The following is a 22,546-nucleotide window of genomic DNA, read 5'->3' on the forward strand; positions in this document are numbered from 1 at the left end:
ACAGATCGCAATCCGCCTGTAGGAGCCGGCTTGCTGGCGATAGCGGTGTATCGGTCTACAGCAATGTTGAATGACGAACCGAAATCGCCAGCAAGCCGGCTCCTACAGGAGCTGTGTCGTATCAAACTTTTCCATTCCCCTCGATATGCCCCAACGGCACCCGCTTCTCGATGGCGCTGGACAACACAATCGACGTCTTGCTGAACCCGAACGTGGCAATCCGGTTGATTAACTCTTCCAGCTCCGGCATCGAGCCCACCGCCGCTTGCATAATCACGCACGGATCGCCCGTCACCCGGTGGCACTCCGTTAACTGTGGGATTTTGATCAGGTCGTCGTAGGCTTTCTGGTTGCCGTGCTGGTTCAGGCGCAGTTCGATGACGCACTGGATCGGCAGGCCAAGCTTGGCCATGTCGACCTTGGCCTGGTAACCGGTGATCACGCCGCTGGCTTCCAGTTTGGCCACGCGTTCGGCCACGGCCGGGGCGGACAGGTTGACCTTGCGCGCGAGGTCGGCGTAGGACGCGCGACCGTTTTCCAGCAGGGCGCTGAGCAGCATGCGGTCGTACTTATCCATCGGGGTGACTCCTGAAAATAGCCGACTTTCGAAAACACGGTTTATAGCGCTGAACTCCGTGTTTTGAAAAGTGTACCGGCGGTTTAAACAGGTTTTGTAACTTATTTTTACGCGCCCGCCTTTTTAGAATAGCCGTTCACTTGTCTTGCCTGTGAGCTGCCCGCCATGCCTGGTCTACGTCGCTTTCCCTTGCCGTTAATCGCTGCCTTCTTCGCGTTGTACGTGATTTGGGGCTCGACCTATCTGGTGATTCGTATTGGCGTGGAGTATTGGCCGCCGCTGCTGCTGGCGGGGATTCGTTTCGTGATCGCGGGGACCTTGATGTATGCCTTCCTGCGTTGGCGCGGGGCGCCGGCACCGACCTGGGCGCAGTGGAAAGCCGCCGGGATCATCGGGATTTTGCTGCTGGCCTGTGGCAACGGCGCGGTCAGCGTGGCCGAGCACACCGGCGTAGCGTCCGGGGTGGCGGCGCTGGCGGTGGCGACGGTGCCGTTGTTTACCTTGCTCTGCGGATATTTCTGGGGCGCACGTAATACCCGTCTCGAATGGGCGGGGATTGTGCTGGGCTTGATTGGTATCGCCATGCTCAACCTCGGCTCCAACCTGCAATCGAGCCCGCTGGGCGCTGCACTGCTGATCTTTGCGGCGGCGACCTGGGCGTTCGGTTCAGTCTGGAGCAAACACCTGCCGTTGCCCCAAGGTGCGATGGCCAGTGCCGTGGAGATGCTGGTCGGCGGCGTAGTGCTGCTGATCGCCAGCGCGGTCAGTGGTGAGCATCTGGAAAAGGTGCCACCGATCGAAGGCTGGGCCGCACTCGCGTACCTGACTGTGTTCGGTTCGATCATCGCCTTCAACGCCTACATGTACCTGTTGAAACATGTGCGCCCGGCGGCCGCCACCAGTTATGCCTACGTCAACCCGGCGGTGGCGGTGTTATTGGGGATTGTGTTTGTCGGCGAGACCATCGGCATCGAGGAAGCCTTGGCGATGGCAGTGATCATCAGCGCCGTGGTGCTGATCGGCTTGCCGCAATGGCGTCGTGCTCCGGCGCTACCAGCGGTGAAGGTGGTGCCGACAGAATCTCGTGTGAATTAGGGTAAACTGCGCGGCATTGCACACTTGTTCCGCACAACCGCGCTGATTTTTCCTACGGTATTCCCATGACTTTCGCCACCCTTGGCCTGATCGAACCCTTGCTGCGCTCCCTCGAGACGCTCGGCTACCAGACTCCGACGCCGGTTCAGGCGCAAGCCATTCCGGCAGTGCTGGCCGGTCGCGACTTGATGGCCGCCGCCCAGACCGGTACCGGCAAGACCGCCGGTTTCGCCCTGCCGCTGCTGCAACTGCTGGCCATGGAAGGGCCGAAAGTCACCGCCAACTCGGTGCGCGCGCTGATCCTGGTGCCGACTCGCGAACTGGCCGAGCAGGTTCACGAAGCGGTGCGCCAGTACGCCGAGAACCTGCCGCTGCGCACCTACGCGGTCTACGGCGGCGTCAGCATCAACCCGCAAATGATGAAGCTGCGCAGCGGCGTCGACCTGCTGGTGGCGACCCCGGGCCGCTTGCTCGACCTGTTCCGCCAGAACGCGCTGAAGTTCAACCAGCTGCAAACCCTGGTGCTGGACGAAGCCGACCGCATGCTCGACCTGGGCTTTTCCGAGGAACTGGCGAACATTTACCGCGCGCTGCCGAAGAAACGTCAGACGCTGCTGTTCTCCGCAACCTTCTCCGACGACATCCGCCTGCTGGCCGGGCAAATGCTCAATGACCCGCTGAGCATTGAAGTCAGCCCGCGCAACGTTGCGGCCAACACCGTCAAGCAATGGATTGTGACGGTGGACAAGAAGCGCAAGCCGGAACTCTTCGTGCACCTGATGCGCAAGGGCAAGTGGAAGCAAGTGCTGGTGTTCGCCAAGACCCGCAACGGCGTGGACGCACTGGTGGAAAAACTCCAGGGGCTGGGCATCAACGCCGACGGCATCCATGGCGACAAACCCCAGGCCACCCGTCAACGCGCACTGGACCGTTTCAAGGCGAGTGACGTGCAGATCCTTGTTGCCACTGACGTGGCGGCCCGTGGCCTGGACATTGAAGACTTGCCGTTGGTGGTCAACTTCGACCTGCCAATCGTCGCCGAGGATTACATCCATCGCATCGGTCGTACCGGCCGTGCGGGCTCGACTGGAGAGGCGATTTCCTTGGTGTGCGCCGATGAAGTGAATCTGCTGTCGGCCATCGAGATGTTGACCCGCCAGACCTTGAAGCGTCAGAACGAACCGGACTTCGAACCCGAGCACCGCGTGCCGGATACCGATGCCAGCGGGCAAGTGGTCAAGAAGCCGAAGAAACCGAAGAAGCCAAAGGCCTCGGGTGGTGGCGGCAAGCGTAACCTGGGTAAGTGGGTGGACAGCGGGGAAGTTGCGCCGGCGGAACCTTCGATCAAGCCTGTGCGAAAAGTGCCGGTGTTCAACACTGGGCCGCGTAAGCGTAAGCCTTGATTACAAGCGGCGTCTGTTAGGCCGTCATCGCCAGCAGGCTGGCTCCCACAGTTTTTTGTGAACGACACAAATCCCCTGTGGGAGCCAGCCTGCTGGCGATGGGGACGACTCGGTTTTCAGCCCTTGCGTCGCAACCACTCCACCATCCCCATTCCCGCCACACGCCCGCTGGCAAAACACGCGGTCAGCAGATAGCCGCCCGTCGGCGCTTCCCAATCCAGCATTTCCCCCGCGCAGAACACACCCGGCAGTTGCTTGAGCATCAAGCGCTCATCCATCGCCTCGAATAACACACCGCCCGCGCTGCTGATGGCTTCGTCCAGTGGACGGGTTTTCACCAGTGTCAGCGGCAGCGCCTTGATCGCTTTGGCCAGCAGCGCCGAGTCGGTGAAGGTGTCGGCAGTGGTCAGTTCTCGCAACAGCGCCGCTTTCACCCCATCGATGGCCAACTGACTGTGCAAGTGCTTGGCCATGGAGCGTGAGCCCCGTGGTTTGCTCAGCGCTGCCTGGACTTTATCCACAGGACGGCCCGGCAGGAGATCGATGTGAATCGTGGCCGAACCGTGCTGGTTGATCGCCTCGCGAATCGATGCGGACAGGGCGTAGATCAAACTGCCTTCGATACCGGTGGCGGTAATCACGCATTCACCGAGCCGGGGCACGTCGTCGTTGAGCCCGATGGCGATGTTTTTCAGCGGTGCTCCGGCGAATTTGCTGACCAACAAATCGCTCCAGGCCTGCACTTCGAAGCCGCAATTACTCGGTTGCAAGGGCGCAAGTCCTACGCTGCGTTGCTCCAGCGGCAGCCTCCACGCGCCATCCGACCCCAAGCGTGACCAGCTGCCACCGCCGAGGGCGAGCAGGGTGGCATCGGCTTGAACGGTTTTTTCGCCTTCAGTGCTGGCGATGCGCAAATCACCTTGGTCATTCCAGCCAAGCCAGCGGTGGCGGGTGTGGATAACGACGCCGCTGTCGCGCAAGCGCTTGAGCCAGGCGCGCAACAGCGGCGCGGCTTTCATGTCGGTGGGGAAGACGCGACCGGAGCTGCCGACGAAGGTTTCGATGCCCAGCTCATGAATCCACTGGCATAACGCATCGGCACCAAAGCTGCGCAGCAGCGGCGCAATCTGTGGTGCGCGTTCGGCGTAGCGCGAGAGGAACGCCGGGTAGGCTTCGGAGTGGGTGATGTTCATGCCGCCGACACCGGCCAGGAGGAATTTTCTTCCCACCGAAGGCATGCCGTCGTACAGATCGACCTTGATCCCGGCCCGGCTCAACACTTCGGCCGCCATGAGCCCGGCGGGGCCGCCGCCGATGATGGCGACTTGAGGGGGGAGGGAAGTGCTGGGCTGAGTCATGGTAGAAGCTGCGGTGTGGCGGATTTGGCGCGCATTCTAGCAGTACACGATTACTGTGGGAGCGGGCTTGCCCGCGATAGCGGACGGTCAGTCAACAAAGATGTAGATGTGCCGGCCTCATCGCGGGCAAGCCCGCTCCCACAGGGTTCAGTGGTGTTTGCCAGTGCTGGTTAAAAAACAATCAGTGGTCTGTAGCCTATACGCCGCGTGGGCTGTAGTCCCTTTCACTCAGGTTATCCACAGGCGGTTCCACAGGCATTGTGGGTAAGGCACCCACAGGTCAGTGACAACCTGATGACTGCCAGACGCGCTGTGCACTGTGATGAAGGATGCCGTGGCGACGGGCGAGAGCCTTGCGGTCCTTGCTGTAGCCGCCGCCAATCACGCCCACCACTGGAATATCCCGGCCCAGGCAATGGCGCATCACGCTTTCATCGCGGGCGGCGACGCCTTCGTCTGTCAGTTTCAGATAACCGAGGGCGTCGTCCTTGTGCACATCGACGCCGGCGTCATACAACACCAGATCCGGTTGATAGAGCGGCAGCAAGTAGTTGAGCGCATCGTCCACCACCTTCAAGTAATCGGCATCGCCCATGCCATTGGGCAGCGGAATGTCCCAGTCACTTTCGGCCTTGCGTGCAGGAAAGTTCTTTTCGCAATGCAGGGAAACGGTAATGGCTTCCGGGGTGTTGTGCAGAATGCGTGCAGTCCCGTCGCCCTGATGCACATCGCAATCGAAGATCAGCACCCGATTCACACGACCGCTTTCCAACAGGTAATGGCTGATCACTGCCAAGTCGTTGAAGATGCAGAAGCCCGCCGGGTAATCGTAATGCGCGTGGTGAGTGCCGCCCGCCAGGTGACAGGCCAGCCCATGTTCCAGCGCCTGTTCGGCCGCCAGCAGCGAGCCGCCGACCGCCCGCACTGTGCGCCGCGCCAGCGCTTCGCTCCAGGGCAAGCCGAGGCGCCGTTGATCTTCACGGGACAACTCACCCGTCATGTAGCGTTCGATATACGAAGGGTCATGGGCCAGGGCGAGAATCTCTGGCGGGCACAGTTGCGGGCGCAGCAGATCGGCGTCGCGGGTCAGGCCACTGTCCACCAGGTGATCGCGCAGCAGGCGAAACTTGTCCATCGGGAAGCGGTGATCCGCCGGAAACTCGGGGCTGTAGTCTTCGTGATAAATCAGCGGCAGCGGCATGATGATTTCATACGGGAATGAGTGAAGGATCCTACCAGCGATGTAGACTTGCGGCACGCAAACGGGGGAACACGATGGAGCCGATACTGGAATTGGCGAGCGCACGACTGCTTTTGCGTCAGTGGCGTGACGAGGATTTGCCGGCGTTTGCGGCGATGTGTGCCGACCCACAGGTCATGCGCTATTTTCCGGCGCCCTTGAGCCGACTGGAAAGCGCTTCGCTGATCGGGCGGGTTCGCGGTCATTTTGCCGAGCACGGGTTTGGCCTGTGGGCGCTGGAGCGCAAGGATACCGGGCAGTTCATCGGGTTTACCGGGCTCGGCGTGGTCGGTTTCGAGGCGCCATTCACCCCGGCCATCGAGATCGGCTGGCGCCTGGCGCGGGAGCATTGGGGCCTTGGCTATGCCAGCGAAGCGGCGTGGACGGCTCTGCGCTGCGGGTTCGACCGCTTGCTGCTGAACGAAGTCGTGTCCTTCACCGCTGACAGTAATCTGCCGTCGCAGAAAGTCATGCAGGCCATCGGCATGCACCATGACCCGTCTGATGACTTCGAACACCCGAATCTTGCCGTCGGTCATCGCCTGCGGCATCACGTGTTGTACCGCATCAGCCGTGAACAATGGCTGCAAACCTTGCATGGATAACCTGACACGGACGTTTACAATGGACCCCATGTTGGCCCGGGCCATTAAATGAATTGACCGCCGCAGCCAAGACTGCGCGGTATTGCGTTGTGTGAGGAGAGTCTGAATGAGCCAAGTGTTGGAAGATCTGGTCGACCTGCTGACGCTGGAGCCGATCGAAGAAAACCTGTTCCGTGGCCGTAGCCAGGATCTGGGGTTTCGTCAGTTGTTCGGTGGCCAGGTGCTCGGTCAGTCGCTGTCGGCGGCCAGTCAGACGGTGGAAGAGGCGCGTCATGTGCATTCGATGCACGGTTATTTCCTGCGTCCGGGCGATGCCGGTTTGCCAGTGGTGTACCAGGTTGACCGGGTTCGCGACGGCGGCAGTTTCAGTACGCGCCGCGTGACGGCAATCCAGAAGGGCCACCCGATCTTCACGTGCAGCGCTTCGTTCCAGTACGACGAAGTCGGCTTCCAGCATCAGAGTGAAATGCCGCAAGTGGTCGGCCCGGAGAACCTGCCGTCGGAGCTGGAGTTGACCCAGCAACGCGCGCACTTGATCCCCGAGAAAATGCGCGAAAAGCTGCTGTGCCCGAAGCCGATCGAATTTCGCCCGGTGACCGAGAAAGATCCCTACAACCCATTGCCGTCCGATCCGATCAAGTATGTCTGGTTTCGCGCCGACGGTGCGCTGGCCGACTCGCCGGCACTGCACAAATACCTGCTGGCCTACGCATCGGATTTCGGTCTGCTGACCACGTCGATGCAACCTCACGGCAAATCGGTCTGGCACAAGGACATGCAGGTCGCCAGCCTCGACCATGCGTTGTGGTTCCACGCCAACCTGCGCGCCGATGACTGGTTGCTCTATGCGATGGACAGTCCGTGGGCCGGCAATTCCCGTGGGTTCTCCCGTGGCAGCGTGTTCAACCGCGCCGGGCAACTGGTGGCCTCGGTCACTCAGGAAGGCCTGATCCGCCATCGCAAGGACTGGGCATGAGCCTGACCGACGTACGCCATTGGGTATTCGACATGGACGGCACCCTGACGGTGGCCGTGCATGATTTCGCGGCGATTCGCGTGGCCTTGGCGATCCCGGCGCAAGACGACATCCTGACGCACCTCGCGGCGCTGCCCGCCGATGAAGCGGCGGCCAAGCACGCTTGGCTGCTGGAGCATGAACGGGATCTGGCGCTGGGCTCGAAACCGGCGCCGGGTGCGGTGGAACTGGTGCGTGAGTTGGCCGGGCGCGGTTATCGCCTGGGCATTCTCACGCGCAATGCCCGCGAGTTGGCGCATGTCACGCTTGAGGCGATTGGCCTGGCCGACTGTTTTGCGGCGGAGGATGTGCTCGGTCGCGATGAGGCACCGCCAAAGCCGCATCCTGGTGGATTGTTGAAACTGGCCGAAGCCTGGAAGGTGCCGGCCAGCGAGATGGTGATGGTCGGTGATTACCGTTTTGATCTGGACTGCGGACGGGCAGCAGGCGCGCGAACGGTGTTAGTGAATCTGCCGGATAATCCGTGGCCGGAGTTGACGGATTGGCATGCGGCGGATTGTGTCGTGCTGCGAACAATGTTGTCGGCTTGAGGCCCTTTCGCGAGCAGGCTTGCTCTCCACAGGTGATCGTATTTCATTGTGGGAGCGAACCTGCTCGCGAATGCGTCGGACCTGACAACGCAGGTTATTGGCCAAACAACGCCTTCTGCCCCTCTGGCGAAGTCAACATCCCTTCCCCGTTATGCCCGACGCCGGGTACTTCAATCAGCTGCTGATTCAACCCTTGCGGTTGCAAGCGCTTCAGATAATTAAAGTAAAAACGCCCACGGGCCAGTCGATACGGGCCTTGGGCCTTGGCTTCACAGCTTTTATCCAGCGCCGGATGATTCGGGTCGGTGTCCTGCTGCCCCAGCAGATAAACGACGTCACGCTTGAGGTACTTTTCCTGCAATTGCGCAGCGGTTTGTCCGTCGGCGTAGGCGGGTAAATCTGTCAGCCCATACTTCCAGCGATTGAAGTCCGGGCAAGCGGCATGGTTGAAGGCAACCGGCCGGCGTTCATCGAAATACGCATAGGACGAAGGGTTGGCGATCACATAACGCAGCTTTACCCCAGCGGCCTCCAGTGCCGACTGATCGTGGCCCAGCAAGGCGTAGCGCTGCACCACCTGCGCACCGCCGGAGTGACCGGCGATGACGATTTGCTTCACGTCTGGAAACTGCTGACGATCACCCAGCCGGGCGATGATTTCGTCCAGCGCCTCGAAGGAACTCATGCGAAAAGGTGCGGTGGATTCGCCGCCGGCCATCCACTCATTGCCCTGCCAGCGCAGTACAGTGTCAGCCACAGGATGTACTGCAACGTCGGTTTCATTGAGAAACTGCGGGGCGATCACCAGGGTCGTGTCGCGTTGACCGGCCAGCTCAGCCGCGCGGTTACCGCTCTGGAGATAGGTTTGCGCATTGCGTAACCGACCATGGACGATGATCAACACGCGCTCGATTTTTGCCGGAGCAGGGCTGATGCCCACCGCTATTTCACCTGACTTCAACAGCAGGCGCCCGGGACTGAGCTCTTTGATCCCATGCTCGGCGGCCTGGGACGTTGCGCAAGTGAACAGCAAAACCAACAACCACTTCTTCATTTACAGATTTTTCGCCGCAAAGGTATCGCACTGGCCAACCTGGCCTTGGGCGAATCCGGTTTTGAACCAGCGCACCCGTTGCGCTGACGTACCATGGGTAAACGAGTCCGGGACCACACGGCCCTGACCCTGTTGCTGCAAGCGATCGTCGCCGATGGCGTTTGCAGCGTTCAATGCTTCTTCGATGTCGCCCGGTTCCAGCCAGTTCAGCCGTTGCTGCGCATTGTTGGCCCAGACCCCGGCCAGGCAGTCGGCCTGAAGTTCCTGGCGCACCAGCAAGCCACCGTCGCCTTCCATCTGCCGACCCTGCTGGCGGGCTGCCTGAATTTTCGCGGAAACGCCGAGCAAGGTCTGCACATGGTGTCCGACTTCGTGAGCGATCACGTAGGCCTGTGCGAAGTCGCCAGCAGCGGAAAAGCGCTGCGACATTTCCTGGAAAAACGCCATGTCCAAATAGACTTTCTGGTCTGCCGGGCAATAGAACGGACCGGTCGCAGACGTCGCCAGCCCGCAGGCCGAATTCACCCGATTGCTGAACAGCACCAGGGTCGGGTCCTTATATTGCCGGCCGCCCTGCTGGAAAATCTGCCGCCAGGTGTCTTCGGTGTCGCCAAGGATCGAACGCACGAATTCGGCGCTTTGATCATTGGCCGGCGGCGCCTTGCGCGTCTGGTTGGTGGCCGGTGCCGATTGCTCGCCCATCTGGCCGGTCAGTTCCCCGAGGATCTGCATCGGGTCCTGGCCGGTAAGCCAGCCGACCCCGACGATCAGAATGATTGCGGTCAGGCTCAGGCCCTTGCCGCCACCAAAGCGCATTCCGCCACCACCGCCGACATCACCGCCACGGGCATCGACCACGTTGTCGCTGCGTCGGCCTTTTTTCCATAGCATGTGGGAATCCTCTGGTTGTCCGTGCGATGAGTGTTGCTGCCAAGTGGGAGCGGCGCCAGTCCGGTCGTCCGGCTTTTTTCCACGCACACCGCTGTTCCCGGCAATCCGTGGCGGCTGCCGAGAACGATTCAGGCTTGTATTGAACGCGGATAACCCATCGAATTCCGTTCGGCGATGGGTTTTTATCGACAGGGCGATCGCCGGCCCTGCGGATTACTCGTCGAATGCATCCCACACCGGGGCAAAGTCCGGGCTGACCTGACGCTCGCGTTTGGACAGGCTGGCGATCAAGGCTCGATCCTGATCATCCAGATTGACTTTGAATGCCGCCAGGTTGGCCAACTGATTGGCCTGGCTACTGGCCTTGGGAATTGCCGCCACGTTCTCTTGATCCAGCAACCACTTGAGCGCGACCTGGGTCGGCAATACCCCGTGTTTAGCGGCAATTTGCTGGATGGCAGGGATGTCCGACACTTTGTTGCGAGCCAGTGGTGTGTAGGCTGTCAGCGCCAGGTCGTGTTGACGGGCGTAGTTCAGCAGTGCGTTTTGTCCGAGCAGTACGTGGTATTCGACCTGAATGGCTGACAGCGGCGCAGCCAGTTCTTCAACGACTTTGCGCAACAGTGGTAGAGGAAAGTTCGCCACGCCGATGTTGCGTGCCAGGCCTTGCTCCTTGAGCGACACCAGGGTTTCAATCGTGCGCGGCAGATCCCAATCGGTGCTGGGCCAGTGGATCATGAACAAATCGACGTAATCGCAGCGCAAGGCCTTGAGGCTGCGGTCCAGGGAATGGCGCATCGCATCGGGTTGCAGTTGGTCCCACCAGACCTTGGTGGTGATGTGGATCTGCTCGCGGGGTGTCGGACTGTTCGCCACCGCTTGCCCGACAGCGTCCTCGTTGTTGTAGCCCGCTGCCGTATCGATGTGCCGATATCCGATCGCCAAGGCCTGTTCCACGGCGCGGGTGCACTCATCTGCGAGCATTGGCCAGGTGCCGAGGCCCAGTTTCGGCATGTTCAAACCCTGTGGGTTAACGATGTGCTGCATGGTCGATCTCCTTTTCAAAAGCGGTGACGCCTGCGATGTGGCGTGCGGCGATGTAGCCGAAGGTCAGCGCCGGGCCGATGTTGATGCCGCCGGCGGGATAGTGGCCGCCCATGATGCTCGCCATGTCGCCGCCCGCCGCGTACAGCCCGGCAATGGCCTGGCCTGCGTCATCCAGCACCTGGGCGTGCGGGTTGACCTTGAGCCCGGCGAACGTGCCGAAGCTGCCGGGCTGGACTTTCACGGCGTAATACGGACCCTGTTCGATCGGCGCGACACACGGGTTGGGTTGCTGCAACGCATCACCCTGTTTGCGGTTGTAGGGGGTCGAGCCGCGACCGAACTGCGGATCTTCGCCATGGCGTGCATGGCGGTTGTAATCCGACACGGTTGTGCTCAGGCCGATTGGATCAATGCCGCAGGCCGACGCCAATTCCTCAAGGCTGTTGCCGGTTTTCAGATAGCCGCTGTGGATAAAGGACGACAGCGGCACGGGAAACGGCCGAGAGATGCCCAAGCCATACCGCCGCTGAAAGCGATGGTTGCAGATCAGCCAGGAGGCGACCTCTTCACCTTGCGGGGCGGCGGCGACCATGGCCGTCACGTAGTCGTAGTAACCGTTGGCTTCGTTGACGAAGCGCTGGCCGTTGCTCAAGACGCCGATGATCCCGGGCTTGCCGCGCTCGATGATGTGCGGGAAATGGCCGACGCTGCCGTCGCGGTGCGGCACTTGCGAAACCGGGGCCCAGGCTACGGGGGAGGCCATGTCGACATCCACTTTGGCGCCAACGCTTTCGCCCAGTCGCAGGCCATCGCCGGACACGCCGAGCGGCGGCAAAGCCAGATGCTCATGCCCGGTCGGCGTGCGCGGAAACAGCGCTTTGCGCCGTTCGATGTCATTGGCAAAACCGCCGGCTGCGAGCACCACGCCCCTGCGTGCATGGATGCGCACCGAGCCGTTGGCGGTGCTGACGATCGCCCCCTGCACCTGATTGTTCTCGCGCAGCAATTGCGTGACCGGCGCCGACTCCCAAAGCAACACGCCAAGGTCTTCGGCAGACTTTGCCAAACGCGCCACCAAGGCCACACCGTTGACCAGTTGCATGGCGCGACCGTGCACGACGAGGTCGAACACGTGGCGGCTAAAACGCCGGGTGACGTGCCAGGCCGCCGACAGCGAGCGGGTCAGGTTGAGGAAGGCCGTAAGGTCTGCGCCGGCCATGATTGGCATGCCCATGAAGGATGTTTCCCGCATGGTTTTACGCAAACGCTTAAGCAGTTTGCCGACCTTTCTTGCGTCGTAGGGCGCCGCGATCACCGAGCGGCCACCGGTGCCGGCGCCGGGTGTATCGCCATGAATGTCGGCTATCGCATTGCCATCAGCGAACTGCAACGAGGTGTGCTGTTCAAAAAACGCGACCATGTGCGGAGCGGCGTTGAGGAATGCATCAATCATTGCCGGATCGTACTGTTCACCCAATTCGTGTTTCAGGTAGGTGCGCGGTTGCTCGATGTCTTCGACGATGCCGGCACGTCGCGCCAACGGGTTGCACGGCACCCAGGCCCAACCTCCTGACCAGGCCGTGGCGCCGCCGAACATCGGGTCCTTTTCCACCACAATCACCTTCAGTCCGTGCCAGGCCGCGGTCACGGCGGCTGACAGTCCCGCCGCACCTGAGCCGACGATCAGTACATCGCAATCGACGTCGGGGAGAAAGTGCGGATCGGCAGGCATGGCAGGAGCTCCGGTATTGTTGTTTTGGAATCTGATTCCAGAAAATATAAGAGGCTGCCCGAAGCGAGCAAGTGAAAGGTCCGTAAAGCGGGCGGTTATCGGACAAGCAGTTCCAGATTTCGCATTCGGCGGGTTGTCTTCTAGAATCGAGCAAATTTTGCGTGGAAACTCCCATGGCCGGCAGTCAGATCGAACGTGTTTTCAGTGTGCTCGAAAGCCTCACCAGCGACCCCCGCGGCTTGCCGATGCAGACGCTGGCGGAGCAGCTGGACATTCCAAAAAGCGCGACCCACCGCCTGCTCGCCGAGCTGATTCGGTTGGGCTATGTGCGGCAGAATCCGGAAAATTTGCGTTACCACTTGTCGACCAAACTGGTGGCAATGGGGTTCCGTTATCTGTCGAGCAGTGGTGCGGATATCGTGCAACCGGTGCTCGACCGGTTGGCTCAGGAAACCGGAGAGCTGGTGCGTCTCGGGGTGATCGAGGGCGAGCGCCAGACCTGGATCGCCAAGTCCCAGGGCGCTCGCTCGGGCCTGCGTTACGACCCGGACATGGGCCGTGATGCGCCCTTGTTCTACACCGCTTCGGGGCATGCCTGGCTGGCGTGCATGAGCGATGCCGAGGCCCTGTCGCTGGTGGAGCGCCAAGCGACTGACCGGCCGCTCGAGCTCGGGCCGAATGCGCCGCGCTCGAACATCGAACTGCTCGAACGCCTGCGGCTGGCGCGGGAGCAGGGTTACGCCTGCGTCGAAGAAAGTTCAGCCGTCGGCACCTCAGCGATTGCCGCGGTGGTGCGTCATCCGGGGGATGGGCGGGTGATTGGCGTGCTCAGTATCGCCGGGCCAAGTGCACGGATGCCGGGGGCGCGGTTGCATGAACTGGCGCCCTTGTTGCTGACGTTTACCGAAGAGTTGGCGGCGGCGAGTCTGGCGTCGGAGTTGTTTGTATGAGCTAACGCAAATCCCACAGGTTCAATTGCAATTTGCCTGCGAAGCTGTGCGCTGTTCGAACACTTTCCCTGTCGGTCTGTGTAAGATTGTGGAACTCGGTTCTAAATTAATGGAATTCACATTCCAACAAGAACCCCAAGAGGACCGCATTTTGAATTGGCCCCTTCGAATCGCATTGATCGGCGCTGGCAATATGGGCCAGCAGCATTACCAACATCTGAAGTCTCTGGCTGAAGCGACCTTGTGCGCCGTGGCTGATCCCGGTCCGCAAGCGGTCGCCCTCGCGGCTGAGTGGGGGGTAGGCTATTTCGCCGATTACCGTCAGATGCTGGAGCAGGCGAAGCCAGACGCAGTCATCGTCGCCAACCCCAACACACTGCACGTCAGCACTGCGCTCGATTGTCTCGCGGCTGGCGTGCCGGTGTTGCTGGAAAAACCGGTGGGTGTGCACCTCGATGAAGCTCGAGAGTTGGTGGCTGCCTCCAGGGCGAGCGGCGTACCGGTGCTGGTCGGCCATCACCGTCGCCACAATCCATTGATCGTCCGGGCCCATGAACTTATCCACAGCGGCGCGCTGGGCCGGCTGACCACGGTCACGGCGCTCTGGCAGTTGCGCAAGCCCGACAGCTATTTCGAAACGCCTTGGCGCCGCGAGGCCGGTGCGGGGATGTTGTTGACCAACCTGATCCACGACCTCGATCTGCTGCGGCATTTGTGTGGCGAAGTGCGTCAGGTGCAGGCCATTACCAGCAATGCGATTCGCGGGTTTGCCAACGAGGATTGCGCGGCAGTGCTGCTGCAATTCGACAACGGCGCGCTGGGCAGTCTGACCGGCTCCGATGCGGTGGCCGCGCCCTGGAGTTGGGAACTGGATTCGGGGGAGAACCCGGTGTATCCGCATCAGGCCGACCAGCCTTGTTATTTGCTGGCCGGGACCGGTGGCGCGTTGAGCATTCCGCAACTTAAACGCTGGCACTACAACGAAGTCGATGGCGGCTGGCACCAGCCATTGCTGCAAGCTCAGGAAAGCTTCAGTGCCGATGAAGCCCTGCGTTTGCAGTTGCAGCATTTCGTGCGCGTTGCGCGCCGGGAGGTCGAGCCGCTGGTGAGCGCCGCCGATGCCGCGCGCACGCTGGCGCTGATCGAAGCCATTCGCGAAGCGGCCGAAACCGGTCGCGCTTGCGTACCGTCGTTGATCGAGGGCTGACCATGAGCGAACGAATCTTTTCCCTGGCCAGTCTGACCGTGCTGGAGTTGTCACCACCGCAGATGGTCGAGGTCGCGGCCCGGGCCGGTTACAGTCACGTCGGTTTGCGCTTGGTACCGGCGACACCGGAGGAACACCATTTTGCCCTGGTGGCCGATGGCGATTTACGCCGTCAGACCCTGGCCCGTCTGCGCGACACCGGCATTCGTGTGCTGGACGTTGAAATCCTGCGTCTGAAACCGGATACCGTCGTCGCCGACTTCGAGAGCATTCTGGCGGTCGGTGCCGAATTTGGGGCCAGTGAGTTGCTGGTGGCCGGTAACGATCCTGACGAGCAACGGCTGACGGAAAACTTTGCCCGGCTTTGTGATCTCGCGAAACCCTATGGCCTGCATCCCCATCTGGAATTCATGCCCTGGACCGACGCGCGCAATCTGCAACAAGCCGTGCGTATCGTCGAGAACGCCGACCGGGAAAACGCGGCGGTGCTGGTGGATGCGTTTCACTTCGACCGCTCGGGATCGCGGTTGGAAGATCTGGCAAGCGTCACCCCTTCACGGTTACGGTATGCGCAGTTGTGCGACGTCGCCGGACCACGACCGGCAGACATGGCCGAGATTTTGCGTCAGGCGCGTAACGAGCGACGTTTCCCGGGTGACGGTGATTGCGATCTGTCGGGGTTGTTGCGCTGTTTGCCGGCTAACATTCCATTGAGCCTGGAGATTCCCACTGTGCAGTTGCTGGAACAGGGGGTGAGTGGATTGGATCGGGCGCAGATGGCTTTGGATAAAACCAGGGAACTGTTGGCTCGGATTTGACTTGCTTTTGTGGCGAGGGAGCTTGCTCCCGTTCGAGCGCGAAGCGGTCGCCGATGTTGTTTCAGGGCTGCTGCGCAGTCCAGCGGGAGCAGGCTCCCTCGCCAAATACCCATATCACTTAGAGGCCTTCATGACCGTCAGCACCCCGCTCTCCGGCGTCAATCAGCCCTTCAAGGGGATCCTGCTGATCGTTGTCGCGACGTTCCTGTTTTCCAGTCACGATGCATTTTCGAAGTACCTCTCCGGTTTCTATCCGATCGTCATGGTGGTCTGGGCGCGTTATGTGGTTCACACGTTGCTGATGGCCGGGATTTTCCTGCCGCAATCGGGGCTGCGGGTTTTACGCACGAAGCGGCCGCTGCTGCAGTTGATCCGCGCACTGTGCCTGCTGGGCACCAGTCTGTTTTTCACCACCGGGCTGATGTACATCCCGCTGGCCGAGGCCACGTCGGTCAACTTCCTCGCACCGGTACTGGTCACCGCATTGTCGGTGCCGTTGTTGGGCGAGCGAGTCACGCGCGGGCAATGGCTGGCGGTCATTTTTGGCTTTGTCGGGGTGCTGATCATCGTTCACCCGGGCGGTGATTTGTTCACTCCGGCGGTGTTGTTGCCATTCTGCTCGGCGCTGTTTTTCTGCTTCTACCAATTGCTGACGCGCAAACTCAGCAACATCGACAGCCCGACCACCAGCAACTTCTTCGCGGGGCTGTGCAACACGTTGGTGATGAGTGCGCTGGTGCCGTTCTTCTGGCAGACACCGAGCCTGGCGCATGGCGCGATGATGCTCGCGCTGGGGGCCTGCGGGATGACGGCGCACCTGTTTCTGACCCAGGCTTTCCGTCTCGCGGCGCCGGCATTGCTGGCACCGTTCAGCTATTGCCAGATTATCTTTGCCGGCCTGTTGGGCTGGTTGCTGTTTTCCCATACGCCGACCCTGACCACCGTGATCGGTATCGCCGTGATTTGCTGCAGTGGCCTGGCGGCGGCCTGGCAGCAAAGCCGTAAGTAGAAGGGCTGCGCAAACAATTGTGGGAGCTGGCCTGCTGGCGATGGCGTCGGGTCAGGCAACATCAATGTTGAATGACAATTCGCTTTCGCCAGCAGGCAGGCTCCCACAGGGATCATGCGTTGAACGTTAGTCAGTGATGGTCGGAATCTTGCGCGGTGCCATGAAGTACATCCAGATCAGCGCGATGAAGTACATCGCCGGAATCAGGGTGAACAGCACGGTGTAGTTGTTGTTGGTGACTGTCAGGATATGGCCGACCAACTGGGTCATGAACATCCCGCCAATCGCCGCACACATGCCGCCGAAACCGAACACCGTACTCATCATGTGCTTGGGCGTGTAGTCCATCACCAGGCTCCAGATGTTCGCGGTCCAGGCCTGGTGCGCACCGATGGCCAGGGAAATGGCAGCCACCGCGACCCACAGGTTGCTGGAACCGGCTGCCATGATCACGCCGATGATGCAGCAGGCGAACAGGAACATGGACATCAGTCGCGCCTTGATCGGGTTGACGCCGCGGCCGATCAGGAACGAGGAGAGGATCCCGCCACCGACACTGCCGAAGTCGGCGGTGAGGTAGATGATGATCAGCGGAATACCCATCTGGGTCACGTTGATGCCCAGGTTGTATTGCTGATTGAGGAACGGCGGCAGCCAGTACAGGTAGAACCAGAACACCGGCGCGGTGATCGAGTAGGCGAGGGCGAAAGCCCAGGTGCCACGCATGCGCAGGATTTTCGAGAACGGTACGCGGGTTTGCTCAGGTTCGACTTCGTTCTGGATGTAGTCCAGTTCGGATTTTTTAACGCTCGGGTGATCTTCCGGGTTGAAGTATTTCAGGCCCCAGAACAGCAACCAGATCCCGCCCAGTGACGCCATGCACAGGAACGCGGCTTGCCAGCCCCATACGTGGAGGATCAATGGCAACAGCATCGGCGTGAACATCGCACCGACGTTGGTACCGGCGTTGAAAATACCGGTGGCTACCGCACGTTCACCGGCCGGGAACCACAGACGCGTGGTTTTCACGCAGGCCGGGTAGTTGGCGGCTTCGGTGAGGCCGAGAATGAAGCGGCAGACCATGAAACCGACCGCCGACGTGGCCAGGCCGTGGGCACCGGTCGCCAGGCTCCAGAGCAGCACGGCGCAGAAGAACACGCGCTTGACGCCGACCCGGTCGATCAATCGGCCTTGCAGCACGAAGCCAATGGCGTAGCCGACCTGGAACCAGAAGTTGATGTTGGCGTAGTCCATCGCCGTCCAGCTCATTTCCTTGGCGAGGATGGGCTGCATGACGCCGAGGGCGGCGCGGTCGATGTAGTTCAGGGTGGTGGCGAAGAACACCAGCGCCAGCATTCCCCAACGGGTTTTGCCGACAGCCATGGCGCCGCGGATTTTGTCGCCGATGCCACCAGTGGCAGTAGTCATGGAGGCGTGCTCCACGGGAGAACTTTGGGAAGGATTCATGTAGTCCACCGATTATTTTTATGTGGTGTTCCGAGTCTTTGGTAACCGAGCCGGATGGTTTTCGACCTGGCTCAATGTGGCGTTGATGTTGAGCAGTGAACAAAAAATCGTCAATTCGCCAACGGCCATTGTGTTCGATAATCGCACGCAAAACTAACCGGGTAGTACACTTTAAATTGCCCTGAAGGATCACGCAGCCAATAATTCAATCAAAGCTAAACGCAATCCCTGTCGGCGCTGCTTTCGGCAGCTCCGAGACAGAGCCCGCGTGCGATGCCCCTAACAAGATGTCTCCACCATCAGGAGTCGAAACATGCAGCGTTCCATTGCCACCGTGTCCTTGAGCGGTACCCTGCCGGAAAAACTCGAAGCCATCGCCGCTGCCGGTTTTGATGGTGTCGAGATTTTCGAAAACGACCTTCTCTACTACGACGGCAGTCCGCGGGAAATTAAGCAGATGTGCGCCGATCTCGGGATCGCCATCACCCTGTTTCAACCGTTCCGCGACTTCGAAGGCTGCCGCCGCGACCGCCTGGCGCGTAATCTGGAACGGGCCGAGCGCAAGTTCGACCTGATGCAGGAGCTGGGCACGGACCTGGTGCTGGTGTGCAGCAATGCCTCGGCAGACTCCGTCGGTGATGAGCAGATTTTAGTCGATGATTTGCGCTTGCTGGCCGAACACGCGGGCGCCCGTGGCCTGCGTATCGGTTACGAAGCGTTGGCCTGGGGCAAGCATGTGAACACCTGGCAACAGGTGTGGAACATTGTTCGCCAGGCGGATCATCCTAGCCTCGGTGTGTTGCTCGACAGCTTCCATACGCTGTCGCTCAAGGGCGACCCGAGCGCCATCGCCGAGATTCCCGGCGACAAGATTTTCTTCGTGCAAATGGCCGACGCGCCGATCCTGGCCATGGACGTGCTGGAGTGGAGCCGGCATTTCCGTTGCTTCCCCGGTCAGGGCGAATTCGATCTGCCAGGCTTCCTCGCACCAATCATCAAGAGTGGCTACACCGGGCCGCTGTCGCTGGAAATCTTCAACGACGGTTTCCGTGCCGCGCCGCCCCGGGCCAATGCAGCCGACGGTTTGCGCTCGTTGCTTTACCTTGAAGAGAAAACCCGCCAGCGCCTGGAACAGGAAGCCAAGCCCTCGACCAACCTCGACATCCTGTTCGAGACGCCGAAGGCCAGCGAATACAACGGCATCGAGTTTCTTGAATTCGCCGTGGACGAAAGCCTCGGCGCCAAGCTTTCCCATTGGCTGGAACGACTGGGCTTCGTCAAGGCGGGCCAGCATCGCTCCAAGAGCGTCAGCCTGCTGCGCCAGGGCGATATCAATTTGATCCTCAATTCCGAACCGTACTCGTTCGCCCACAGCTTCTTCGAGGCGCACGGTCCGTCATTGTGCGCCACCGCCGTGCGGGTCAAGGACAGCGCCAGTGCGCTGGCTCGGGCCGTGGCTTATAAAGGCCAGCCCTATCGCGGGCTGGTGGGGCCGAACGAACTGGAGCTCGCGGCCGTGCGTGCGCCGGATGGCAGCCTGATTTACCTGGTCGACCAGCAGGCCGACGTCTATGGCACTGACTTCAATCTGTTCCCGCAGGCGCAGACCGCTGGCGGCCTCAAGCGCATCGACCACATGGCCATGGCATTGCCGGCCGACAGCCTCGACAGTTGGGTGTTGTTCTACAAGAGCCTGCTGGACTTCGAAGCCGATGACGAAGTGGTGCTGCCCGATCCTTATGGCCTGGTGAAAAGCCGCGCACTGCGCAGCCGCGACAGTTCGATTCGCCTGCCACTGAACATTTCCGAAAACCGCAACACCGCCATCTCACACGCGCTGTCGAGTTATCGCGGCTCCGGCGTGCATCACATAGCGTTTGATTGCGACGATATTTTCGCTCAGGTCAGCCGCGCGAAAGAGGCCGGCGTGCCGCTGCTCGATATCCCGCTCAACTACTACGATGACCTGGCCGCACGTTTCGATTTTGACGACGAGTTCCTCAGTGAACTGGCCTATTACAACGTGCTGTACGACCGTGATGCCCAGGGCGGCGAGCTGTTTCATGTTTACACCGAGCCGTTCGAGGGCCGTTTCTTCTTCGAGATCATCCAGCGCAAGAACGGCTATGCCGGTTACGGCGCGGCCAACGTGGCGGTGCGGCTGGCGGCCATGGCCAAATCCCGAAGCGGTGCCGTACGTCAGGCAAAGTTGTAGGAAAATCGTAACTACGCCGACAAACCGCTGCCGCACGGCTTCCTTCGCTGTGCGGCGCGGCTCATAATCGCCAGCCTGTGCAGTGATGGCCGTGAGCCCGCAATGACGATAATTTCAGAACTCTCCGCAGTGCCCGAGCAAGCGACGGCCGAGCCGCGCAAGAGTCGCAAGAACAACCCGGAAAAAACCCGCGAGAACATCCTTCAGGAAGCGATTGTCGAGTTTGTTCAGCAGGGTCTTTCAGGTGCCCGCGTCGATGCCATCGCCGAGCGCATCCACACCTCCAAGCGCATGATCTATTACTACTTCGGCAGTAAGGAACAGCTCTACGTCGAAGTGCTGGAAAAGCTCTACGGGGATATTCGCAACACCGAAAGCCGATTGCACCTGGCTGAACTGGCACCGGTGCTGGCGATTCGCCGGCTGGTGGAATTCACCTTCGATCACCATGATCGCAACGTCGATTTCGTGCGTATCGTCAGTATCGAGAACATTCACAACGCCGAGTATGTGAAGCGCTCCGATGCGATCAAGGCGATGAACAACACCATCCTCGATTCACTGGGCGAGATTCTCCGTCGCGGCGCCGAGCAAGGGCTGTTCCGCTCGGGGCTTGATGCGCTGGATGTGCACTTGCTGATCAGCTCGTTCTGCTTCTATCGGGTGTCGAACCGCCACACCTTTGGCGAGATCTTTCAGATCGACTTGCCGGACGAAAGCATCAAGCAGCGTCATCGCGAGATGATTTGCGAGTCGGTTTTGCGATATTTGCAGGCGTAATTCGGCAGTGTGAATCACCTTTGCAGGAGCCGGCTTGCTGGCGATAGCGTCTGTACAATCGCCATCGCCAGCAAGCCGGCTCCTACAAGTTGCATCAACCATTCATGCTTTGAAAATGCGCCAGCATCCGCTGCGCGTCCGGCTCCACGCCGCTGAACAGTTCGAACGCCTTCACGGCCTGGAACACCGCCATGTTGCCGCCATCCAGCGTCCGGCAACCCAGCGCGCGGGCGTTGCGCAGCAGTTCGGTTTCCAGCGGGAAATACACAATTTCCGCCACCCACAACTCAGCCCGAAGCCATTCGACCGGCACCGGCATCCCCGGGAGTTTTTTCATGCCCATCGGCGTGGTGTTCACCAGGCCGTCTGCGTCGGTCAGCGTCAGCGCCAAATCATGACCCGCCACCGCGCGCCCGCTGCCGAAATGTTGGTTGAGGTTGTCGGCCAGGCTCTGGGCACGGCTGATTTCCACATCGAAAATGCTCAGTTGCCGTACGCCTTCACTCAATAGCGCGTGGGCCACTGCCGCACCGGCACCCCCGGCGCCCATCTGCACAACGCGCTCAACGGCAACGCCTTGCAAGCCTCGGCGAAAACCTTCGGCAAAGCCCAGGCAATCGGTGTTGTGGCCGATGCGTTTGCCATCTTTGAGCACCACAGTGTTTACCGCGCCAATCCCCCGGGCCTCCGGCGATAATTCGTCGAGCAGCGGGATGATCGCCTGCTTGCACGGGAAGGTGATGTTCAGCCCGGTGAAGTTCATGCGCTCGGCGGCGCTCAACAGGTCGGGCAGGGCAGTGCTGTCGAGTTGCAACTGATCAAGATCGATCAGGCGATAGAGGTAGCGCAAACCTTGGGCATCGCCTTCATGCTCGTGTAATGCCGGGGTGCGGGATGCCTGGATGCCGGCGCCGATCAGTCCGGCTAATACCGCTTGGTTCTGGCTCACGATGGTTACCCTTTCAGACGTTGGCTGAAGTGTTCAAGCGCCAGGCGATAGCCATGGCTGCCGAACCCCGCCATCACCGCAGTGGCAATGGCTGACACAAAGGAATGGTGACGGAAAGCTTCGCGGGCGTGGACGTTGGACAGGTGAACTTCAATCACCGGCAACTCGCTGGCGACCAAAGCATCGCGGATGGCTACCGAGGTGTGAGTCCAGGCGGCCGGGTTGATCACGATCCCGGCACAGCGGCCCCGAGCGGCGTGAATCCAGTCGAGCAGTTCGCCTTCGTGGTTGGTCTGGCGAAACTCCACCGCCAGACCGAACTCTTCGGCGGCACGGCCGCACAGCGCAGAAATATCAGCGAGGGTTTCATGGCCATAGGTGGCCGGTTCGCGAGTGCCGAGCAGGTTCAGATTCGGGCCGTTGAGCACCAGAATGATGGGGGACATCGATGTTTCTCCACTTATTGTTTTTGGCATTGGCCGTAGGTTTCAGCCTGTGGAGATAAATTGTACTAGCTAGTTAATTTGGTCAATTGAAGAGCCGGTTTGCAGGCGATTTGTGTGCGGTGATCGGACAGGAAAAA

General features: G+C 60.6%; 21 protein-coding genes. 11 read left to right on the forward strand and 10 right to left on the reverse strand.

Annotated elements, in window-relative coordinates:
* Positions 1 to 121 precede the first annotated feature (121 nt).
* Positions 122 to 577, reverse strand: coding sequence for an Lrp/AsnC family transcriptional regulator (locus tag KHO07_RS03720; protein WP_212626497.1), 456 nt, complete (start codon positions 575 to 577; stop codon positions 122 to 124).
* A gap of 165 nt (positions 578 to 742) precedes the next feature.
* Here KHO07_RS03720 and yedA point away from each other — a divergent pair, with 165 nt between their 5' ends.
* Both yedA and KHO07_RS03730 read left to right on the forward strand, forming a co-directional pair.
* The gene (gene yedA / locus KHO07_RS03725) at positions 743 to 1,672 is read left to right on the forward strand and encodes a drug/metabolite exporter YedA (RefSeq protein ID WP_212626498.1); all 930 of its coding nucleotides are present in this window, start codon (positions 743 to 745) and stop codon (positions 1,670 to 1,672) included.
* Positions 1,673 to 1,737: 65 nt separating this feature from the next.
* Positions 1,738 to 3,075 (forward strand): DEAD/DEAH box helicase, encoded by a 1,338-nt coding sequence (locus KHO07_RS03730; RefSeq protein ID WP_212626499.1) that lies wholly within the window; start codon positions 1,738 to 1,740, stop codon positions 3,073 to 3,075.
* A 116-nt stretch (positions 3,076 to 3,191) separates the two neighbouring features.
* On the opposite strand, the gene KHO07_RS03735 is transcribed toward KHO07_RS03730, so the two are convergent.
* Positions 3,192 to 4,433, reverse strand: a complete 1,242-nt coding sequence (locus KHO07_RS03735) for a TIGR03862 family flavoprotein (RefSeq protein WP_212626500.1) — start codon at positions 4,431 to 4,433, stop codon at positions 3,192 to 3,194.
* A 280-nt stretch (positions 4,434 to 4,713) separates the two neighbouring features.
* On the reverse strand, positions 4,714 to 5,634 hold the full coding sequence (locus tag KHO07_RS03740) for a histone deacetylase (RefSeq protein ID WP_150734689.1): 921 nt from the start codon (positions 5,632 to 5,634) through the stop codon (positions 4,714 to 4,716).
* Between the two features lie 74 nt (positions 5,635 to 5,708).
* On the opposite strand from KHO07_RS03740, the gene KHO07_RS03745 reads away from it, so the two are divergent.
* The 3 genes from KHO07_RS03745 (at position 5,709) to KHO07_RS03755 (ending at position 7,844) form a co-directional block, all read left to right on the forward strand.
* Positions 5,709 to 6,278 carry a GNAT family N-acetyltransferase gene (locus tag KHO07_RS03745; protein WP_212626501.1) on the forward strand — a complete coding sequence of 190 codons (570 nt, stop codon included), beginning with the start codon at positions 5,709 to 5,711 and terminating at the stop codon, positions 6,276 to 6,278.
* A gap of 106 nt (positions 6,279 to 6,384) precedes the next feature.
* Entirely contained in the window at positions 6,385 to 7,254 is an 870-nt protein-coding gene (gene tesB / locus KHO07_RS03750; protein WP_150734691.1) for an acyl-CoA thioesterase II, read from the forward strand.
* Positions 7,251 to 7,844, forward strand: coding sequence for an HAD family hydrolase (locus KHO07_RS03755; RefSeq protein ID WP_150734692.1), 594 nt, complete (start codon positions 7,251 to 7,253; stop codon positions 7,842 to 7,844). The genes tesB and KHO07_RS03755 overlap by 4 nt, the downstream gene beginning before the upstream one ends.
* A 94-nt stretch (positions 7,845 to 7,938) precedes the next feature.
* Here KHO07_RS03755 and KHO07_RS03760 read toward each other — a convergent pair whose 3' ends face one another.
* From KHO07_RS03760 to KHO07_RS03775, 4 genes are all read right to left on the reverse strand, one after another.
* The gene (locus tag KHO07_RS03760) at positions 7,939 to 8,898 is read right to left on the reverse strand and encodes an alpha/beta hydrolase (protein WP_212626502.1); all 960 of its coding nucleotides are present in this window, start codon (positions 8,896 to 8,898) and stop codon (positions 7,939 to 7,941) included.
* The gene (locus KHO07_RS03765) at positions 8,899 to 9,789 is read right to left on the reverse strand and encodes a neutral zinc metallopeptidase (protein ID WP_212626503.1); all 891 of its coding nucleotides are present in this window, start codon (positions 9,787 to 9,789) and stop codon (positions 8,899 to 8,901) included.
* A gap of 213 nt (positions 9,790 to 10,002) precedes the next feature.
* Positions 10,003 to 10,836 (reverse strand): aldo/keto reductase, encoded by an 834-nt coding sequence (locus KHO07_RS03770; protein WP_212626504.1) that lies wholly within the window; start codon positions 10,834 to 10,836, stop codon positions 10,003 to 10,005.
* Positions 10,820 to 12,568, reverse strand: a complete 1,749-nt coding sequence (locus KHO07_RS03775) for an FAD-dependent oxidoreductase (RefSeq protein ID WP_212626505.1) — start codon at positions 12,566 to 12,568, stop codon at positions 10,820 to 10,822. Before KHO07_RS03775 ends, KHO07_RS03770 begins: the two co-directional genes overlap by 17 nt.
* 173 nt (positions 12,569 to 12,741) lie before the next feature.
* On the opposite strand from KHO07_RS03775, the gene KHO07_RS03780 reads away from it, so the two are divergent.
* The 4 genes from KHO07_RS03780 (at position 12,742) to KHO07_RS03795 (ending at position 16,552) form a co-directional block, all read left to right on the forward strand.
* A complete protein-coding gene (locus tag KHO07_RS03780; RefSeq protein ID WP_150734696.1) occupies positions 12,742 to 13,518 on the forward strand; it encodes an IclR family transcriptional regulator in 777 nt (258 codons plus the stop codon).
* A gap of 151 nt (positions 13,519 to 13,669) precedes the next feature.
* Positions 13,670 to 14,725, forward strand: coding sequence for a Gfo/Idh/MocA family oxidoreductase (locus KHO07_RS03785; protein WP_212626506.1), 1,056 nt, complete (start codon positions 13,670 to 13,672; stop codon positions 14,723 to 14,725).
* A gap of 2 nt (positions 14,726 to 14,727) precedes the next feature.
* Positions 14,728 to 15,543, forward strand: a complete 816-nt coding sequence (locus KHO07_RS03790) for a sugar phosphate isomerase/epimerase (RefSeq protein WP_150734698.1) — start codon at positions 14,728 to 14,730, stop codon at positions 15,541 to 15,543.
* A 130-nt stretch (positions 15,544 to 15,673) separates the two neighbouring features.
* Entirely contained in the window at positions 15,674 to 16,552 is an 879-nt protein-coding gene (locus KHO07_RS03795) for a DMT family transporter (RefSeq protein ID WP_150734699.1), read from the forward strand.
* Positions 16,553 to 16,678: 126 nt separating this feature from the next.
* On the opposite strand, the gene KHO07_RS03800 is transcribed toward KHO07_RS03795, so the two are convergent.
* Positions 16,679 to 17,980: an MFS transporter gene (locus KHO07_RS03800; RefSeq protein ID WP_224791280.1), complete on the reverse strand. Its 1,302-nt coding sequence runs from the start codon at positions 17,978 to 17,980 to the stop codon at positions 16,679 to 16,681.
* Between the two features lie 352 nt (positions 17,981 to 18,332).
* Here KHO07_RS03800 and quiC point away from each other — a divergent pair, with 352 nt between their 5' ends.
* Positions 18,333 to 20,234, forward strand: coding sequence for a 3-dehydroshikimate dehydratase QuiC (gene quiC / locus KHO07_RS03805; RefSeq protein ID WP_150734701.1), 1,902 nt, complete (start codon positions 18,333 to 18,335; stop codon positions 20,232 to 20,234).
* A gap of 102 nt (positions 20,235 to 20,336) precedes the next feature.
* On the forward strand, positions 20,337 to 21,014 hold the full coding sequence (locus KHO07_RS03810) for a TetR family transcriptional regulator (RefSeq protein WP_150734702.1): 678 nt from the start codon (positions 20,337 to 20,339) through the stop codon (positions 21,012 to 21,014).
* 94 nt (positions 21,015 to 21,108) lie between these two features.
* On the opposite strand, the gene KHO07_RS03815 is transcribed toward KHO07_RS03810, so the two are convergent.
* Both KHO07_RS03815 and aroQ read right to left on the reverse strand, forming a co-directional pair.
* Entirely contained in the window at positions 21,109 to 21,963 is an 855-nt protein-coding gene (locus KHO07_RS03815; RefSeq protein WP_150734703.1) for a shikimate dehydrogenase, read from the reverse strand.
* A gap of 5 nt (positions 21,964 to 21,968) precedes the next feature.
* Positions 21,969 to 22,409: a type II 3-dehydroquinate dehydratase gene (gene aroQ / locus KHO07_RS03820; RefSeq protein ID WP_150734704.1), complete on the reverse strand. Its 441-nt coding sequence runs from the start codon at positions 22,407 to 22,409 to the stop codon at positions 21,969 to 21,971.
* Positions 22,410 to 22,546: the final 137 nt, after the last annotated feature.

The organism is Pseudomonas sp. PP3, assembly GCF_905336995.1.
In the GTDB taxonomy this organism is placed as follows: Bacteria; Pseudomonadota; Gammaproteobacteria; order Pseudomonadales; family Pseudomonadaceae; genus Aquipseudomonas; species Aquipseudomonas reinekei.

What these genes read in the sequence shown, in the direction of transcription:
- KHO07_RS03800 (WP_224791280.1), bottom strand. Translation starts at nt 17,980, where the DNA reads ATGACTACTGCCACTGGTGGCATCGGCGACAAAATCCGCGGCGCCATG.
- KHO07_RS03720 (WP_212626497.1), bottom strand. Translation starts at nt 577, where the DNA reads ATGGATAAGTACGACCGCATGCTGCTCAGCGCCCTGCTGGAAAACGGT.
- KHO07_RS03780 (WP_150734696.1), top strand. Translation starts at nt 12,742, where the DNA reads ATGGCCGGCAGTCAGATCGAACGTGTTTTCAGTGTGCTCGAAAGCCTC.
- quiC (WP_150734701.1), top strand. Translation starts at nt 18,333, where the DNA reads ATGCAGCGTTCCATTGCCACCGTGTCCTTGAGCGGTACCCTGCCGGAA.
- yedA (WP_212626498.1), top strand. Translation starts at nt 743, where the DNA reads ATGCCTGGTCTACGTCGCTTTCCCTTGCCGTTAATCGCTGCCTTCTTC.
- KHO07_RS03795 (WP_150734699.1), top strand. Translation starts at nt 15,674, where the DNA reads ATGACCGTCAGCACCCCGCTCTCCGGCGTCAATCAGCCCTTCAAGGGG.
- KHO07_RS03775 (WP_212626505.1), bottom strand. Translation starts at nt 12,568, where the DNA reads ATGCCTGCCGATCCGCACTTTCTCCCCGACGTCGATTGCGATGTACTG.
- KHO07_RS03765 (WP_212626503.1), bottom strand. Translation starts at nt 9,789, where the DNA reads ATGCTATGGAAAAAAGGCCGACGCAGCGACAACGTGGTCGATGCCCGT.
- KHO07_RS03740 (WP_150734689.1), bottom strand. Translation starts at nt 5,634, where the DNA reads ATGCCGCTGCCGCTGATTTATCACGAAGACTACAGCCCCGAGTTTCCG.
- KHO07_RS03735 (WP_212626500.1), bottom strand. Translation starts at nt 4,433, where the DNA reads ATGACTCAGCCCAGCACTTCCCTCCCCCCTCAAGTCGCCATCATCGGC.
- KHO07_RS03755 (WP_150734692.1), top strand. Translation starts at nt 7,251, where the DNA reads ATGAGCCTGACCGACGTACGCCATTGGGTATTCGACATGGACGGCACC.
- tesB (WP_150734691.1), top strand. Translation starts at nt 6,385, where the DNA reads ATGAGCCAAGTGTTGGAAGATCTGGTCGACCTGCTGACGCTGGAGCCG.
- KHO07_RS03760 (WP_212626502.1), bottom strand. Translation starts at nt 8,898, where the DNA reads ATGAAGAAGTGGTTGTTGGTTTTGCTGTTCACTTGCGCAACGTCCCAG.
- aroQ (WP_150734704.1), bottom strand. Translation starts at nt 22,409, where the DNA reads ATGTCCCCCATCATTCTGGTGCTCAACGGCCCGAATCTGAACCTGCTC.
- KHO07_RS03790 (WP_150734698.1), top strand. Translation starts at nt 14,728, where the DNA reads ATGAGCGAACGAATCTTTTCCCTGGCCAGTCTGACCGTGCTGGAGTTG.
- KHO07_RS03810 (WP_150734702.1), top strand. Translation starts at nt 20,337, where the DNA reads ATGACGATAATTTCAGAACTCTCCGCAGTGCCCGAGCAAGCGACGGCC.
- KHO07_RS03730 (WP_212626499.1), top strand. Translation starts at nt 1,738, where the DNA reads ATGACTTTCGCCACCCTTGGCCTGATCGAACCCTTGCTGCGCTCCCTC.
- KHO07_RS03770 (WP_212626504.1), bottom strand. Translation starts at nt 10,836, where the DNA reads ATGCAGCACATCGTTAACCCACAGGGTTTGAACATGCCGAAACTGGGC.
- KHO07_RS03745 (WP_212626501.1), top strand. Translation starts at nt 5,709, where the DNA reads ATGGAGCCGATACTGGAATTGGCGAGCGCACGACTGCTTTTGCGTCAG.